This is a genomic window from Streptomyces sp. NPDC087270 (assembly GCF_044744625.1).
Classification (GTDB): domain Bacteria; phylum Actinomycetota; class Actinomycetes; order Streptomycetales; family Streptomycetaceae; genus Actinacidiphila.
In genome coordinates this window covers 232,284-246,198 of sequence record NZ_JBIUYR010000005.1, presented here as the reverse complement: position 1 = coordinate 246,198, position 13,915 = coordinate 232,284, and the positions used below count along the sequence as shown (strand labels likewise).

At 71.1% G+C, this 13,915-nt stretch carries 14 protein-coding genes and 1 pseudogene; 6 read left to right on the top strand and 9 right to left on the bottom strand.

The window, feature by feature from the left end; translation table 11 throughout:
• Positions 1 to 107: 107 nt before the first annotated feature.
• Positions 108 to 458: pseudogene (locus ACIPAE_RS12445) on the top strand (transposase); the annotation flags it as partial.
• 160 nt (positions 459 to 618) lie between these two features.
• Complete coding sequence (locus ACIPAE_RS12440) at positions 619 to 903, top strand: hypothetical protein (RefSeq protein WP_402444783.1); 285 nt, start codon at positions 619 to 621, stop codon at positions 901 to 903.
• Positions 904 to 940: 37 nt separating this feature from the next.
• Here the strand turns inward: ACIPAE_RS12440 and ACIPAE_RS12435 are convergent, their stop codons facing one another.
• The 4 genes from ACIPAE_RS12435 to ACIPAE_RS12420 form a co-directional block, all read right to left on the bottom strand.
• The gene (locus tag ACIPAE_RS12435) at positions 941 to 1,291 is read right to left on the bottom strand and encodes a hypothetical protein (RefSeq protein WP_402444781.1); all 351 of its coding nucleotides are present in this window, start codon (positions 1,289 to 1,291) and stop codon (positions 941 to 943) included.
• Positions 1,292 to 1,689: 398 nt separating this feature from the next.
• On the bottom strand, positions 1,690 to 2,082 hold the full coding sequence (locus ACIPAE_RS12430) for a DUF6228 family protein (RefSeq protein ID WP_402444779.1): 393 nt from the start codon (positions 2,080 to 2,082) through the stop codon (positions 1,690 to 1,692).
• A 43-nt stretch (positions 2,083 to 2,125) separates the two neighbouring features.
• Positions 2,126 to 2,635, bottom strand: a complete 510-nt coding sequence (locus ACIPAE_RS12425) for a DUF2750 domain-containing protein (RefSeq protein ID WP_402444777.1) — start codon at positions 2,633 to 2,635, stop codon at positions 2,126 to 2,128.
• A 392-nt stretch (positions 2,636 to 3,027) separates the two neighbouring features.
• Positions 3,028 to 3,171, bottom strand: a complete 144-nt coding sequence (locus tag ACIPAE_RS12420; protein WP_402444775.1) for a hypothetical protein — start codon at positions 3,169 to 3,171, stop codon at positions 3,028 to 3,030.
• Here ACIPAE_RS12420 and ACIPAE_RS12415 point away from each other — a divergent pair.
• The 3 genes from ACIPAE_RS12415 (at position 3,164) to ACIPAE_RS12405 (ending at position 5,284) form a co-directional block, all read left to right on the top strand.
• Entirely contained in the window at positions 3,164 to 3,829 is a 666-nt protein-coding gene (locus ACIPAE_RS12415; protein WP_402444773.1) for an RNA polymerase sigma factor, read from the top strand. The genes ACIPAE_RS12420 and ACIPAE_RS12415 overlap by 8 nt on opposite strands.
• Entirely contained in the window at positions 3,826 to 4,431 is a 606-nt protein-coding gene (locus ACIPAE_RS12410; RefSeq protein ID WP_402444771.1) for a hypothetical protein, read from the top strand. Before ACIPAE_RS12415 ends, ACIPAE_RS12410 begins: the two co-directional genes overlap by 4 nt.
• A 259-nt stretch (positions 4,432 to 4,690) precedes the next feature.
• The gene (locus tag ACIPAE_RS12405; protein WP_402444769.1) at positions 4,691 to 5,284 is read left to right on the top strand and encodes an RICIN domain-containing protein; all 594 of its coding nucleotides are present in this window, start codon (positions 4,691 to 4,693) and stop codon (positions 5,282 to 5,284) included.
• Positions 5,285 to 5,403: 119 nt separating this feature from the next.
• Here ACIPAE_RS12405 and ACIPAE_RS12400 read toward each other — a convergent pair whose 3' ends face one another.
• Together ACIPAE_RS12400 and ACIPAE_RS12395 are read right to left on the bottom strand one after the other, a co-directional pair.
• On the bottom strand, positions 5,404 to 5,910 hold the full coding sequence (locus ACIPAE_RS12400; protein WP_402444767.1) for a hypothetical protein: 507 nt from the start codon (positions 5,908 to 5,910) through the stop codon (positions 5,404 to 5,406).
• A 158-nt stretch (positions 5,911 to 6,068) separates the two neighbouring features.
• Positions 6,069 to 9,506: an Ig-like domain-containing protein gene (locus ACIPAE_RS12395; RefSeq protein ID WP_402444765.1), complete on the bottom strand. Its 3,438-nt coding sequence runs from the start codon at positions 9,504 to 9,506 to the stop codon at positions 6,069 to 6,071.
• A 456-nt stretch (positions 9,507 to 9,962) separates the two neighbouring features.
• Here ACIPAE_RS12395 and ACIPAE_RS12390 point away from each other — a divergent pair, with 456 nt between their 5' ends.
• Entirely contained in the window at positions 9,963 to 11,453 is a 1,491-nt protein-coding gene (locus ACIPAE_RS12390; protein ID WP_402444763.1) for an FG-GAP repeat domain-containing protein, read from the top strand.
• Positions 11,454 to 11,471: 18 nt separating this feature from the next.
• Here ACIPAE_RS12390 and ACIPAE_RS12385 read toward each other — a convergent pair whose 3' ends face one another.
• The 3 genes from ACIPAE_RS12385 to ACIPAE_RS12375 form a co-directional block, all read right to left on the bottom strand.
• Entirely contained in the window at positions 11,472 to 12,005 is a 534-nt protein-coding gene (locus tag ACIPAE_RS12385; protein WP_402444761.1) for a VOC family protein, read from the bottom strand.
• A 230-nt stretch (positions 12,006 to 12,235) separates the two neighbouring features.
• Positions 12,236 to 13,180 carry a C45 family autoproteolytic acyltransferase/hydolase gene (locus ACIPAE_RS12380; RefSeq protein WP_402444759.1) on the bottom strand — a complete coding sequence of 315 codons (945 nt, stop codon included), beginning with the start codon at positions 13,178 to 13,180 and terminating at the stop codon, positions 12,236 to 12,238.
• A gap of 172 nt (positions 13,181 to 13,352) precedes the next feature.
• Positions 13,353 to 13,841 carry a pyridoxamine 5'-phosphate oxidase family protein gene (locus tag ACIPAE_RS12375; protein ID WP_402444757.1) on the bottom strand — a complete coding sequence of 163 codons (489 nt, stop codon included), beginning with the start codon at positions 13,839 to 13,841 and terminating at the stop codon, positions 13,353 to 13,355.
• Positions 13,842 to 13,915 lie beyond the last annotated feature (74 nt).

Here is a 13,915-nt window from a genome sequence, read left to right as displayed (position 1 = left end):
AGTCTGTCCGCGTCGAGTCCCTGACCGTGTTGTCCCGGTTCCGGACCGACTTCTACGGCTGCCTGTCCGCCCGCGCGGACGCGGTCCGGCTCACCCCCGGCGCCGACCTGGCCGCAACTACCACCGCCCAGGTCCGCCTCGCCCGACCACTCGCCACCGACCTGCGGCGCCCCTGGAGAAGCCGGCGCCACCGCACAAACTCACTCCGGCCCGCGTCCGGCGCGGGTTCCGGAACCTCCGCGGCCCGCGTCCGGCGCGGGTTCCGGAACCTCTGCGCAACAACCGGCTCCCCGGCCGGTGCACCCGAACCCGCCCGCCCCGGCCCCGGCCGACCGCCCGGCTCGAAGAATCGCCGCGCCGCCACCCGCCACGACATCGGCCGCGTCCTTGCCACCGGTGAGGCCTATCAACGGCCCGCTCATCACAAGACCGGGACCGAACCCCGGAGGATCAGCTGAATTGCCAGGCCGGGGCTCCTATGGCTGAACAGCTACGGCATCGATCCCAGACGCCCGCAGCCTGCCCGCCAGCAATTCCATCTCGGGCAGGGTGCCCGAGTACGCACCGGTCACGACCTCGTTGGCCACGGACCTGACGCACGCCGGAAGCTCGTGGAGCATGCTCACAGGGTTCCAGGAGTGGCTCGTGGTCCGCCTCGGCCGAGGCCACGACCTGGCCTGGCCCCTCCTCGTCCGCCACCTCACTCCAGGGGGCTGGACTCACCCGCTCACCAAGCAGGCCGACGCCGCAGCGGTGATCACGCTCCACCGGCTCCTCCGCGACTACTTCACGGTCCGAGAGCGGTCGGACGGCCTCGCAAGGATCTTCCTGGACTACCAGTCCTGGATGGTCACCCAGGACTGGTTTCAGCTCGACGCAGCAGAGCCAGCCCCTGGCAGCTGACGAGCCCGGCGGTCGGCGGCGGGAGCAGCACGATGGCCTACTTCGGCTGGGGGTCTTCACTCACCACGGCCGCGTCCAAGGCCACCAGATTGTCGGTCCAGCAATCGCTTTCTTCCGTCGCGACTTCGAGACCGCAGCCGGAACAGACAAGGTTGGGACCGTCCTGGCCTGCGAGGCCGCAGCAACCGATGAGGCGACGAGCATCGGAATGGCGTGCCATCCCCGGAACGTCATCGGAGTGAAGGATCAGAAGGGAACCGTCGAAGTTGACCTTGAAGGTTCCCTGAGCCATCCGCGGTGAAGCAATCTCGTGGCCAGGTGGCCGCTCGGGGCCCCTCAGCGGCTCCCCAGGCTCCAGCTCGCCAGTCAGAGGCTGCTGACAGTTCACGCAGTGAAAGATAATCACACGATCAATTCTGCCTGGGCATGAAGCCAACACCGTGTTCACTGCGACCCGCCAGCCTGCCGGCCGCCGGGCCGACCCGCAGCCGTCTCACCCAATCCAGTCCCCGCAGGTCAACACAATCCGGCCCGACTATCTTCGCTGCGACAGGTCAAGTGAAATGTCCAGCTCATGCGTCTTCGGGCCGTTCACGAGAGTGCCAGAGCCGCCTGAGGGCTTCGAGCTCGGCTCTGGGGAAGTGCTCCCCCCACTTCCCGCGGTAGCCACTCTCACCGTAGGTCCGTGCCACCTCGTCGAAACAGCGGATCACGGCTCGGGCGAGCCGGTCGACGTCAGTCCGGCCAGACCAGACCTCGGTCCCTCCGTTGTCGTGGTGGCTCCCGTCAGGTAGCTCCAGCACCCGGATCAAACGTCATCGCCCTCGCGGTGGAAGACCCATCGGTAGGCGGTCGGCTCGGACTCGAACTGAGCGCGAACCACGTGGTCCCCGAGGCGGTCCAGCCGCCGGTGGCCTTCGGCCAGGCCCGCTCGCCGTTCCAGCCTCGGTGGTCTCTGGCCAGTTCCTCCAGGAACGGGACGAGATCGCTGTCCCGATTCCAGGCCGCGACCTCGTTGACACGAGCGGCACGACCAGGGGCCCACAGTTCGACGGCATAGTGCACGGAGTCTTCGTCGAAGCTGAACCGATCGCAGAACTTCACGCCGACGGCCGGGTTGTCCTGGCAGTGGAAGGTGACGCCGGGCTTGTCGTCGGTGTCGCTGTCCGGGGAGGCCATGGGTGGAACGCTAGACCAGCGTCAGATCGCACGTCATCCGGATTCACCGTTGGTGGGGTGCAATACGGCCTCGGCTATCTCGCGGACGCGCGCCAGGGTGATGCCGGTCCGCTGGGAGATCCGCGACGACCTCCACGAAGCCTTCCTCATCCTCGGATGCACACTCATCTGCCGGCGGCGACTGCACACTGACGAGCGATGCTGTGGGTTGGTCAGCCGCCGCCAGTCGGTTGAGAACCTCCTTGGTGGTAAGGCTCCAGCCGACCAGGCGCGGTCCGCTCCAGTTGATACCGATCACGAGTCCATCCCGTGCGGCGTCGGGCAGCACATGCCCGCACCAGGTGTCCAAGGGCATGGATTCAACGCATAGCCCATGCCCCCAGATGTCTGCCGCCCTCTGGGCGCGGTGCTGCGTCGACCAGAAGGGGAGACTTCGCCCGCCGTGCTCGGAGAGGTGAGTCGGACTTCCCTCGTCATTCCGGACAAGCCAGACCACTCGGTTCCGGCAAACATCGCGGAAGAACGCTGCCGCTTGCGGACCGCTCTGACTCATGGCCACCGAGCCTACCGACCCCCGCCACTCATTTCGTTAGGAGTTCTTAGCCGGAGTTACCAGTGGCCGTCGATCCGGTGGAGGCGATCGAAGCGCACCGGGCGTTCATCGCACGCCGTCGAGCCCTGCGACCGAGCGAGGAATGCCGCACCCCCAACAGCGACGAGTGGGACGCCTTCCTGGCCCACTTCGAGATCCGCGACCACCTCAACGTACGCGGCGTTGCGACGGCGGGCGAGGCGGTTCGGGACAGCGGCGGCCCCCGACGCTGTGCAGACGTCGGACCCACGGCCGTCCCGGTGCGTGCTGTCCCGGCCGAGGCCCAGGGGGATACCGGGGCCTCAGGAACTGGAGGCGACCTTGCCGTCGTGGACCATGACCTTGGGGTCGGCTCATTCGGCGACGCGTGCCTCGTGGGTGGCGGTGACGGCGGTGGTGGTGTGCCGTGCTGTAACGCTTCCGGGCCCGATGCGCACGTAGGGGGTGAGGGAGCCGGACGGGCTGCCGTCGAGAGGGGGAAGCGATTCAGTGGACATATCCGCACGCCGCCGGGGTGATCCGGCGGGCAGCTCCGCACGCGGGCGTGTACGGGATCTGGAGGACCTGGAGGGCTTCTACCGCAGGCATGTCGATGACGTGACGCGGTTCGTGGGCCGGCGGTTCGACGACCCGCACACTGTCGCCGATGTCGTCGCCGACATCTTCCTCGCCGTCGTCGACTCCGGCAACGCCTACCGGTCGGCCGCACGCAATGAGCGAGCGTGGCTGTACGGGGTCGCGCGGCACGTCGTCTCCGCGGAGTACCGCCGCAAGAACCGGGTGGACGTGCTCAACTCCCGTGTCGCCGGGCGGCGGTTGCTGGGCGCGGACGACATCGCGCGGGTCGAGGACCGGATCGTCGCCGAGAACGAGGGGCGCGCGATGGTCGAGGCCATGGAAGGGCTGCCGGAGCAGCAACGGGCCGTGCTGGAGCTCGTCGCCGTCGACCAGCTCACCGTGGCCGAGGCCGCCCGCGCGCTCGGCATCAGCTCGGTCAGCGCGCGCGTCACCCTGCACCGCGCCCGCGCGCGACTGCGCAAAGCCGCCGGGACCCCGTCGGACGAGAGCTCGTCCGCCGCCCCGCTCACCCGTAGCACGGCCGCCGTACTCGACGCCTCGGCCGCCTCGATCGACCTCTCCAGGAGCAGAGCATGAACGACTCGACCAGTTTTGAGGACCGGCTGTGGGACGCCCTCGTCCGCGAAGCGGGCCGCCCCACGGACGAGTTGCCCGCCGACCGCCTCCGTGTCCGCCCGGCGCGCCGCGCCGTGACCGCGCGTCGCGCCGGGTTCGGCCTGGCGGCCGCCGCGATCGCGGGCGTCGCCCTGGTCGTGCTGCCCGGCGGCGGCGGCGCGGCACCCGCGTACGCGGTCGATGTGCAGAAGAACGGCGTGGTGGAGATCAGTTACGACGCCAAGGCCAAGCCCATGAACACCACCGAGGAGCTTGCGAAGCTGACGTCCGAGCTTCGCGCGGCGGGGATCAAGATCTACCAGCCGCAGGGCAAGGCCGGTCGCGTGGGCTGCGCTTCGTTCGTGCCGTTCGCGGCGGCCCCGGACGTGCAGAAGTCCAAGGCCGGCGCCGTGGTGGACGGAGCCGTGGCCGGTGTGTCCGCCAAGCAGTATCTGCACCGCGGCGACACGGTCCAGGTGCTGCGCATCCGGCTCGGCAAGAGGCAGGTCTATGCCGTGAGCGTCCTTCACCCGAACGACTGCCGTCTGGTGCGTAGCAACTCCCCCCAGGCGACTCCCCGCTGACCTTCCTATGTCCCGGCGGTGAGGACGGCGGCCGGCCGCCGTCCTCGCTGTCGCGGGCCGCGCCGGGGGAGGTCGTGGCGGTGCGACGATGCGGTCGCGCGGCCGCCCCGCGGCGCGGCCGATCCTTGAAATCCTCGCAAAGGCGACATGTTGGCTGGATTTCGTCTCTGCGGCCCGCCGGCGGACGACCGTAGGCTCGCCGTGGACGGGGGGAAGCAACAGAGCTGCCCTCCGCACGCACACGGGGGGCTCAACCGGCATGCGGACCATCACCAAACGCACCGTGCAAGGCGTTCTCGCCGCGACGATCGTCCTCGGGGGGATCGCCGTCACCGGCGGCACCGCGCAGGCGTACGGGGACATCGACCGGTGGGACCTCAACCACCCGGGCTACCAGCTCGGCGGCAACGACAACACCGGCCGCTGCGTGGACGACTCGTCCGACGCCAGCGTCGCGGACGGCAACCTGCTGCGCGGGTTCCCCTGCGGTCAGGGCAACTACGACGGGGGCTGGCAGAAATGGAAGGTGATCGCCCTGGCCAACGGCTACGCCCAGCTCCAGAACGGCGCCACCGGACTGTGCCTGGACGACTCCTCCCACTCGGACGGCAAGGACTACCTGCGCGGGTTCCCCTGCCTCACGCCAAGCTTCACCGCTGGTTGGCAGGGCTGGCGGATCGTCAACCGCACGACCGCGAAGGGCTACTACGAGCAGGTGCTCCAGAACGCCGCCACCGGCCGCTGCCTGGACGACTCCAACGCGGGACCCAACAACGGTGACCTCCTGCGGGGTTACACCTGCAACGGCACCTCTCAGGACAACGGTTTCCAGGGCTGGGACATCTGGACCTGAACCGACGGACCGACCTGACGGACCGACCTGACGGACCGACCCGCGCCCCGTGTCCGGCCCCGGCCGGCCGGGGCGCGGTCATGCGATCAGCGCCGTGTTCGCGCTCGGTGGGCACCGGGTCACCGGAAATTCCGTTCGGTGAAGGCTTTTCCGCCGGCGACGGCTGCGGCGAAGTCGCCCGTCGAGGTGAGGGAGAGGTGCCCCATCTCGCCGCGGCCGGTGACGAGGAGGTGGGACTCCCGCACGGTGGCCGACCAGACCCAGGACTCACCGGCGGTGCCCAGGGTGCCGGTGACGCTCCGGCCGTCCACCTCGGCATCCGCTGCGGTGACTTCCGCGGCCCGGAACCCGAAGGCGTTCTCCGGGGTGATCTCCTGCTGCCCCGGGATGTCGTACCAGGTGATCACTCGTAACGGGTTCTCGCCGGGCGCCGACGGGCTGTAGCGGATCTCGACGGAGTAGTACGCCTCCGCGATCAGGTGGAACTCCGCGAGGAGGGCTGGTGCGGGCACCGGTTCGGCGAGCATGTAGACCGAGAGCCGGCCGGCGTCGAACGCGCTCTCGATCTGGCGGTAGCGCTTCTCCCGCAGCCGCAGGGCCAGTTGGATGTCACCGCGAAATTCCATCGTCCTACTGTGCCCCCACGCGGAGGTCCCCCGACAGGGCCGGTGCCGCCGCGATACGCCCGGGGAGGCGGGAAACGGACACCCGCCGAAGCCCCGACCGAGGGCAGCCTCCCGCCCGCGCACGCCTCGGCGGCCCGATCATTCGCTGCCGGTGTTGGCTATCCTCCCAGTTCGGTGAGGAGGGTCGGGTCGAACGGGCCGTCGTAGGTTCCGATACGGAAGCCGGCGATCGTTCCGACGAATCCGCGGCTCTGCGCCGCCGGGTGGACGTCGTTGCCGATGCCCACCGTGTCGTCGAGGACCTGGGTCGAGGGCGGGGCGTCTCCGGTGACCGCGGGCAGTTCGACGCCGTCGAGAAAGACGTGCAGGGTCGCTACGGTGCCGAAGCCGTCCCAGCCGATCCGGAGGTCGTGCTGCTGCCCGGTCGCCGGCAGCGGAGCGCTCGCGGTGTGGTTGCTCTCGCCGGCGGGAGCGAAGCCGTAGGTCAGCCGGCCGCCGCCGTAGCGGACCCACAGGTTGCCGCCCACGGCGAACAGCGTGGCCAGCGAGGGCTGTTCGGTCCCGGCGGCCGGGGTGAACCTCACGTCGGCGACGAAGTTCTGCGTCAGTCGGGCGTCGCCCCAGGAGGTGGCCGGTGCGAAGCCCACGGCATTGTCGCCGCCCTTGAGCACGACGCCCTGACCGGGCTGGACCGTCTCCGTGCCGGCCCGGCGGTCGATGGTGCCGAGGGCGACCTCGCCGGCGCCGGGAGCGTAGGCGTGGTCCGTGAACGAGCCGCCGAAGCCGACCTCGGCGGTCAGGCTCAGCGTGCGCGGCCCGATGACCACCGAGACGGTCCTCGGCGCCGAGGTACCGGTCCGGTCGGCCTGGACCGCCGAGATGGTCCGCAGGCCGTTGCCGAACGCGGTCGCCGGAGCGCACGCCCACGTGCCGTTCGGCGCCACGGTGGCGGTGCACACCTGGCGTGCCGCGTCCGGATCGGTCACCGTGACGGTGGCTCCGGCCAGCCCCGTACCGGCGATGCGGGTCGGCGAGTTCGGCAGGGCGGCGAACGGTGCCGGGTCGGTGATGACCGGTGCCGGCGGGCGGCCGATCGAGAGGTCCGTCGGGTCCGCGCCGGCGGGCACGTTCGCGATCAGGAAACCGCTGGAGAGCACGGTCAGATCGGTCCCCGAGACCCGGACCCCGCCGACGTAGACCGCCTTGGACGGCGAGAACCCGGAGCCGGCGACGAGCACCTGCTCGGGGGTGCCGGCCGTCGCGGGGGAGGTGCCGGAGTAGGTGATGCGGGCCGGCAGCGCGGCGTCCACGGCCTGGTAGGCGCCCTGCGGCCCGGCCGCGCCGAGCACGGCCCGGGCGCTCCGACCGCTGATGGTGCTCGCCAGGTCGGCGGGGCCGGGCCGGCTGGGGAACGCCGTGTTCGCGCCGATGCACACCGCGTCGGGGCTGTCGTCCGGGTCCGCCTGCCAGTTGCCCACGGTCGCGTTGCGGCACGCGCTGTTCGTGGGCCAGTGACTCGACATGGAGTAGTGCGAGTTCCACTCGACGTTGCCGGTGACCGTGATCCACTGCGAGCCGACGTCGGGCGCGACGAAGTACGAACTGTGGCCGGTGTCGGTGTCACCGACGTTGCCGCTGATCGTCAGGCCCTGCGCGTACGACGCCTGCTGGTCGATCGAGCCGTCCGCGCGGTAGACGGTCGGGCCCTGCTGGCCTTCGGTGTAGACGTCGCCGCCGTCGCCGAACATCTGCATGTTCCGGTGGAACCAGTTGGCGGTGATCGCGTTGTGGGCGTTGATGTTGGTGGTGTGGTTCCAGTACTGGTCGAGGGTCTCGGGCGGGTTGGCGCCCGGCAGGGACTCCGCGTCCGGGTGGCCCTGCCACGCGCCGGAGGTGATGCCGTCGTAGGGCATGTCGAAGATGTCGTTGTGGGAGATGGTGGTGTGCCGGGTGAACAGCATCGTCACGCCCGCGGCCCCGATGTAGTCCAGGCCCGCGTCGTGGATGACGTTGTCGTCGACCACGTTCCCGGTCATGATCTCGCCCTCGCCGTGGGCGCCGATGTCGTCGTGGGCCGACGCGCTCGGGTTGTCGGAGCAGTCCGCGATCACCGTGGCGGCCGGATCGTCGGCCGAGCCGGGGGTCGGGTCGCCGGAGCAGCCGAGCCAGATCGCGCTCGACGCGATCTGGCGGAACTCGCTGCCGCGCACGAGGTTGTCGTCGCTGCCGTACCTCACTCCCAGCCCGATGCCCCCGAGGTCGCTGAACCGGTCGCCGTCGAAGGTCACGTGCCGGGCCGCCGTCAACTGCACGTTCGCGAGCGGCTGATCGAACGCGGCCCACGGGCAACTGCCCTCCGCCGGTGCGCCGAAGTGGCATTCGCCCTGGCTCGCCGGCAGCACGTCGCCGTCGGCGTCCCTGGCGATCGGCTGGGTGACCATGAGGTTGTCCTGCACCTGGGCGAACCCGGTCGGGGTCGAGGGCTGGTTCCAGGTCGCCGTGCTGAACGTGATGCCGCGGAACGTGAGGTCGTGCACGGGGCGGGCCAGCGTCCCGGCGACGTTCACGAGCGATTCGAGCCGCGGGATCTCCACGTCGAGGGCGGACACGCGCTGCCCGGACGCGGGCTCGAAGTACAACCGGTCCGCGGAGTCGTCCAGGTACCACTGCCCGGGGCTCAGCAGCGCGTAGGCGTTCTCGATCATCGTGGGCGGAGTCCCGGCGGCGAGGCTGTCCGGGGTGATGTTCGAGGAGTTGCCGCCCCACACGGTGGTCTGCTTGTTCGTGACGTTGTTCCAGCACGGCTGAGCCATGCCGACCGTGGTGGTGCCGGGCTTCGCGCCCGCGCCGACCGACGCCACCGGGCACTCCACGGTCGCCCAGTCCATCGGCGGTGCGGGCGTGTAGACGAACTGCATCTCGTGCAGCTGTGTCGCGTTGAGCCGCGCGGCCAGATCCGAGAACCAGGTGGCGGTGGAACCGGTCGTGGTGAACGCCGTCCTGTCCCACGAGGTCAGGCTCAGGCCGAGCTGCGCCGGGGTCTTCTGGGCGACCGGCGCCTCCACCCCGTCGACGTACAGCTGCCGCGTACGGGTCCCGGCCGGCACTGGGGCGGACCATACGTCGGAACCCTTGGCGTGCGTCCACCGCGTGACCCGGGTGCCGCCGGAGATCACCGGGTGCGCCCCGGGGGCCGCCCGCCAGGTGACCGGGTGGCCGGGCTTGCCCGAATCGGCCGGGCCGAAGTCGAGGCCGTGCGCCAGGCGGTAGGTGCCGTCGGCCAGGACGACGGTGATGTCCGCCGGGTGCGGCTTGGCGACTTCCTTGCGGACGGCCGCTTTCGCCGCGGTCAGCGAGCAGGGCGCGGACGCCTTCTCGCATGTCGTACCCGGCCCCGACCCCGATCCCGGCTTCTGCCCCGACCCCGGCTTCTGCCCCGACCCCGACGGTGCGGCGTACAGCGTGAGGGACTTCGTCGGCGACGCCGCCACCGCGGCCGGGACCAGTCCGCCGCCGAGCAGGAGGGCTGCGGCCAGGCCCAGGACCCCCGCGATCCGGCTGCTCCGGGCATGGGTGCGTAACGTGCGAGGCAACATGTGCGGCTCCTTGGATAGAGGCGCGTGCGGTGGGCCGGAGAGGTCGGCCGGTGTCTCGGTCGATACGGTGATCGCGTGGGAGCGGCCTCGCGGCAACCCGGCTGATACATCGGATGTATCGGCTCGCGGAGGACGCTAGTGGGACGCCTCTGAGGGGTCAAGAGGGTTGGCGACAACCGGCTGGAGGTTCGTAGGCGGCCTCCGAGCAAGTCGCACTATGTCGGCCGCCAGCAGGTGAGTTCGGACCCTGGGCGGCAGAAGGAGCCGCCCGATCCCGGGTGTTGACGGGTGGGAGGCATCCGGGCCGTATCCGGGCCGTATCCACGCATGTGGCCGCTCTCGCGGGAGAGATCGGACGGGCCGGGACGGAGGTCGCCCGGAACGCGGGCGGGCGTCGCCTGCGGTGCGCCCGCACACCGGGGGCAACCTTCCCGCCGTGCCGGAGGTCTGAGGGGCATGGGAAGAAGCAGAGCAGCGTTCACCGTGGCGGTCGCGGGCACCGCAGCCGCCCTGCTGAGCCTGCTCGGCTGCACGGGCCGGCCCCACTCGGCGGCGTCCCCGACCGCGACCACCGCCAAGACACCGGCCACGTCACCGGCCAAGCCCCCGGCCAAGGGCCCGGGCGTGCCGGAGGACTTCACCGGCGACGGACGTCCCGACCTGGTCGTGGCCGCCGCCAACGCCACCATCGACGGTGTCGCCTCCGCCGGATACCTCGCCGTCGTCCCCGGCTCCGCCACCGGCGCCGACCCCGCCCACGCCACCGTGTTCACGCAGAACGGCATCGGTCAGGGGCCCGCCGGGACGGGCGGCGAATTCGGCGCGGTGACCGTCTCGGCCGACCTCGACGGCGACGGTCGCGCCGACCTCATCGCCCAGGCCGGCCGCTCCACCGTCTTCGTCGTCTGGGGCGGCGCCACCGCCTCCGCGCCGGCCGCCCGGTTGCAGGGCCGCGCACCCCTCACCGGGGACTTCGACGGCGACGGCCACCCCGACCTGCTCCTGGCCGACGACGGCCCGGCCGGGGGCACCATCGACTACGGCCCGTTCTCCCGCACCGGCAAGCCCGCCCGTACCGCGGCGGTGTCCTTCACCCCCCAGCTACCGAAGCGCCCGCCCAGCTACCCCAACCTCGGCATCCCGCTGGCGGTCGGCGACTTCAACGGCGACGGCCGCGACGACGTCGTCACCCAGTGGTTGGAGGACGACGGCGACGACGTCCCCCCGAAGGCCACCGTGATCTACTACGGCTCCGCGTCCGGCCTCGTCCGCGGCCCGCGTCTGACCGGGCCCGACGGCAAGGACGTGCACAGCACCTACGGCTCGCTCACCACCTACACCGCCGACCTCAACGGCGACGGCCACGCCGACGTCGTCGACTGCGTGCTCCCCGAAACCCAGGGGGACACCGGCGGAGTGCCGCCCCGCTCCCGTGTCACCGTCAACTACGGCGGCCCCCACGGCATCCCCGCGCGGGCACCGCAGGCGTTCGACGTCAGCACCCGCGGTCTGCCCGAGGCCGGCACCGGCCCGGACGCCGAGCTGGGCCGCGCGGCGGCCGTCGGCGACATCAACGCCGACCGGTACGCCGACCTCGCCTTCACCACCACTCCAGGCGGTTCCGGCGAGTCCGGTCAGTCCGGCGGGTCCGGTCAGGCGCAACCGGCCGTCGTCGTGCTCTACGGCGGCCCGAACGGCCTCACCGTCAGCCACGCCCAGACCATCCCCGGTCACGCCACCGCCCTCCGCATCATCGACCTGGACCACGACGGCCACGGCGACCTCGTCATCGGCCAACCCGCCTCCACCGTCGTCGAGCAGGTGGTGAGGGTGCTGCGCGGCAGCGCACGCGGCGTGCGGACCGCCCACCCGCAAACGATCACCGCGGACGACATCGGCCGACCGGCGAGCCAGTCGAACACCTTCGGCTACGGGTTCGCCCGCTGAACGAGCCGGTCGCAACGGTCAGTCGGTCGTCCTGACGGGCGCGCTGCTGCTTCCCTGGCGCCGGCCACCGAGCTCCGCGTCGAGCGTCTCCTGAGCCACGCGCATCACCTCGGCGTACACAGGGTCCGCCAGGCGCTCCCACATCTCGCTTTCCGCGACGTCCTCGACGAGGCCGACCACCCACCAGATGTTGCCGAACGGGTCCTTGATCCGCCCGCCGCGCTGGCCGAAGGCGTCGTCGGCCAGGGAAGTGACGACCTGGCCGCCGGCCGCGAGGGCTCCTGAGAACGCCTGGTCCGCGTCGGCGACGAACACGCGCAACAGGCTCGGCATGGCGGGCCAGTCCGCGTGCCGGTCGAAGGCCAGCACGACGGTGTCGCCGACCCGGATCTCGGCGTGACCGATCAATCCGTCCTCGGTCGACACCCGCCCCAGCTCCTCGCCTCCGAACGCCCGGGTCACGAAGTCGAGGAAGGCCCCCGTGTCGTCGGTGACGACCCAAGGCGCGACGGTGGTGTAGCCCTCCGGGGCGTTGCTGGTCTGCTCGGGCATCGCTGTCCTCTCGCTGATGGTTGCTGCCGACAGCGACCGTAGGGGCGAACCAGGTCAGTTTCGGTCCTCAAGGGCAGCGAGTCGGGATCGCGGCCCGGTATCCCTCACCCCCCGTCCGCTCACCCCCGCCCGCGCGCCGGCATCGGCCCGGCCCGAGACAGCGGGGATGCCCCGTCCCCACCCGGAGTTGACCTTGTCCGTGCCGGGGTGAGCGGGGGCCGGAAAACCTCTCAGCCGGACCGGCCCAGGGTCACGGTGCGGGACCCGGGTGTGAAGTCGCCGAAGGACTGCTGCCAGGACTCACCGGGCCAGTGGTACGTCACGCGGCCTTCGGCGGGCCGGTAGCGGGCGGTGTAGAGCGTTCTGGACCCTTGGTCGTCGACGGATCGGTACAGCGGCGGCTTCAGCATCGCGGCCACGTCCGCACCCGCGGCGCGAATGGCGCGCAGCCGCTCCTGCGTCCGCAAGGCCCGCTCCTGTTCGTCGGTCACCGGCAGGTGCTGGTGATTGGCGGCGCAGGCGTCGGGCGCCACCATCGGTGACATGTCCGGCCCCACGAACACCGTCACCGCCTTCACGGGATCGAGGAGGGTGAGGTTCTGCGGGACGGCGATCGGCAAGGACCGCAGCCTGTCGACCGCCTCATCGACGGTGTCGCACGTCTCCAGCAGGTAGCGCACCACGATGAGAACGGCGAAGCCGCGTCCGTAGACGGAACGTCCGCCCCAGGTGAGCGAGACCGCGAGACCGGCGTCGTTCATCCCGTCCAGCAAGCCCCACAGCACGTCCTGCATCCCGATCACGGGGCGCAGGAAGCAGGAGGAGACGATGGTCCCCTCGCACTGGTCGGGCGGCAGGTCGTAGTTGCGCAGCAGAGTGCCGTTCCGGCCGATCTGGGTGCAGGACTGGGTGAACGGCCGCAGTGCCGCGTGGGTGAGGAAGGCTTCCGCGTCGGGCCGGTCGAGTTGGCCGGCCAGGCGGTCCAGCACCGGGACCAGTTCCGGCATGTGCGCACGGAAGAGCGTCCCAACGCGGTCCGCGCCCTGCGGAGTCCGGCCCTCCGCGGTCAGCAGGCCCGCCATCTCCCGCCACAGGGCCCGGGCGTGGGCGGCCCACCGCCCGTCGCCGCCGTCGCCGACCGCTATCGCCTGGAAGGTCTTGTGCTGCTGCCGCACGGCTGCCGCTCCCCTGGGAGAATCCGACGAGGTGAGGGCAACCTAGTCAATTGCGGGGTGAATCACCAGGCGCACGATCGCGTCGATCAGGGAGCGGGACCACGGTGGTGCGGTCGGCGGTGACCACGCTGAGGACCGGGCGTGCCCTCCCGACCCACGCCGCACCGCGCGCCTACTGACCGCCGCGCTCGGCGAGGTCCTGGAGGAACTTCGGCACCCGGCCGGCGCCGAAGTCGTAGTAGCGGGCCCAGGTCGGGGTGATCGCGATGCGCGCCATCCGGTCGTACAGGTCACGGCAGTTCTGCTCGAACTGCGCGGCGGCCTCGGCGTCCATGCTCTTGCGGGCCGCGGCGAGGTACTCGTCGACCACGCCGTCGACGATGCGGACGTCCACCCGTCCGCGTACCGACAGGGCCCGGGCCTGGTCCGGGGTGCCGCCGGCGTCGACGGCCAGGGCGACGGTCGGATGGGCTTGCAGCGCCGCGACCTTGGGCGCCGTGGCGGCCGTGGAGATCACGAACTGCTCGCCGGTCCAGTAGATGCCGACCAGGACCACCCGGGGCGTGCCGTCCTTCGCGGTGTAGGCGAGGTGGCCCGAGGAGGCCGCGTCGAGCAGTTCCGCCGCGTCGGTCAGTTCGGTGTCGATGGTGTGCTGATCCATCACGGCGTCCTTCCGGTCAGACGCGGCGCCACTCGCCGCGCTCGTACCAGGGACGGTACTGATCCCCCGTTCTC

Coding starts and splice junctions, on each gene's coding strand:
- ACIPAE_RS12440 (WP_402444783.1), top strand. CDS start 619: ATGCTCACAGGGTTCCAGGAGTGGCTCGTGGTCCGCCTCGGCCGAGGC.
- ACIPAE_RS12430 (WP_402444779.1), bottom strand. CDS start 2,082: ATGGCCTCCCCGGACAGCGACACCGACGACAAGCCCGGCGTCACCTTC.
- ACIPAE_RS12425 (WP_402444777.1), bottom strand. CDS start 2,635: ATGAGTCAGAGCGGTCCGCAAGCGGCAGCGTTCTTCCGCGATGTTTGC.
- ACIPAE_RS12420 (WP_402444775.1), bottom strand. CDS start 3,171: ATGTCCACTGAATCGCTTCCCCCTCTCGACGGCAGCCCGTCCGGCTCC.
- ACIPAE_RS12410 (WP_402444771.1), top strand. CDS start 3,826: ATGAACGACTCGACCAGTTTTGAGGACCGGCTGTGGGACGCCCTCGTC.
- ACIPAE_RS12405 (WP_402444769.1), top strand. CDS start 4,691: ATGCGGACCATCACCAAACGCACCGTGCAAGGCGTTCTCGCCGCGACG.
- ACIPAE_RS12400 (WP_402444767.1), bottom strand. CDS start 5,910: ATGGAATTTCGCGGTGACATCCAACTGGCCCTGCGGCTGCGGGAGAAG.
- ACIPAE_RS12395 (WP_402444765.1), bottom strand. CDS start 9,506: ATGTTGCCTCGCACGTTACGCACCCATGCCCGGAGCAGCCGGATCGCG.
- ACIPAE_RS12390 (WP_402444763.1), top strand. CDS start 9,963: ATGGGAAGAAGCAGAGCAGCGTTCACCGTGGCGGTCGCGGGCACCGCA.
- ACIPAE_RS12385 (WP_402444761.1), bottom strand. CDS start 12,005: ATGCCCGAGCAGACCAGCAACGCCCCGGAGGGCTACACCACCGTCGCG.
- ACIPAE_RS12375 (WP_402444757.1), bottom strand. CDS start 13,841: ATGGATCAGCACACCATCGACACCGAACTGACCGACGCGGCGGAACTG.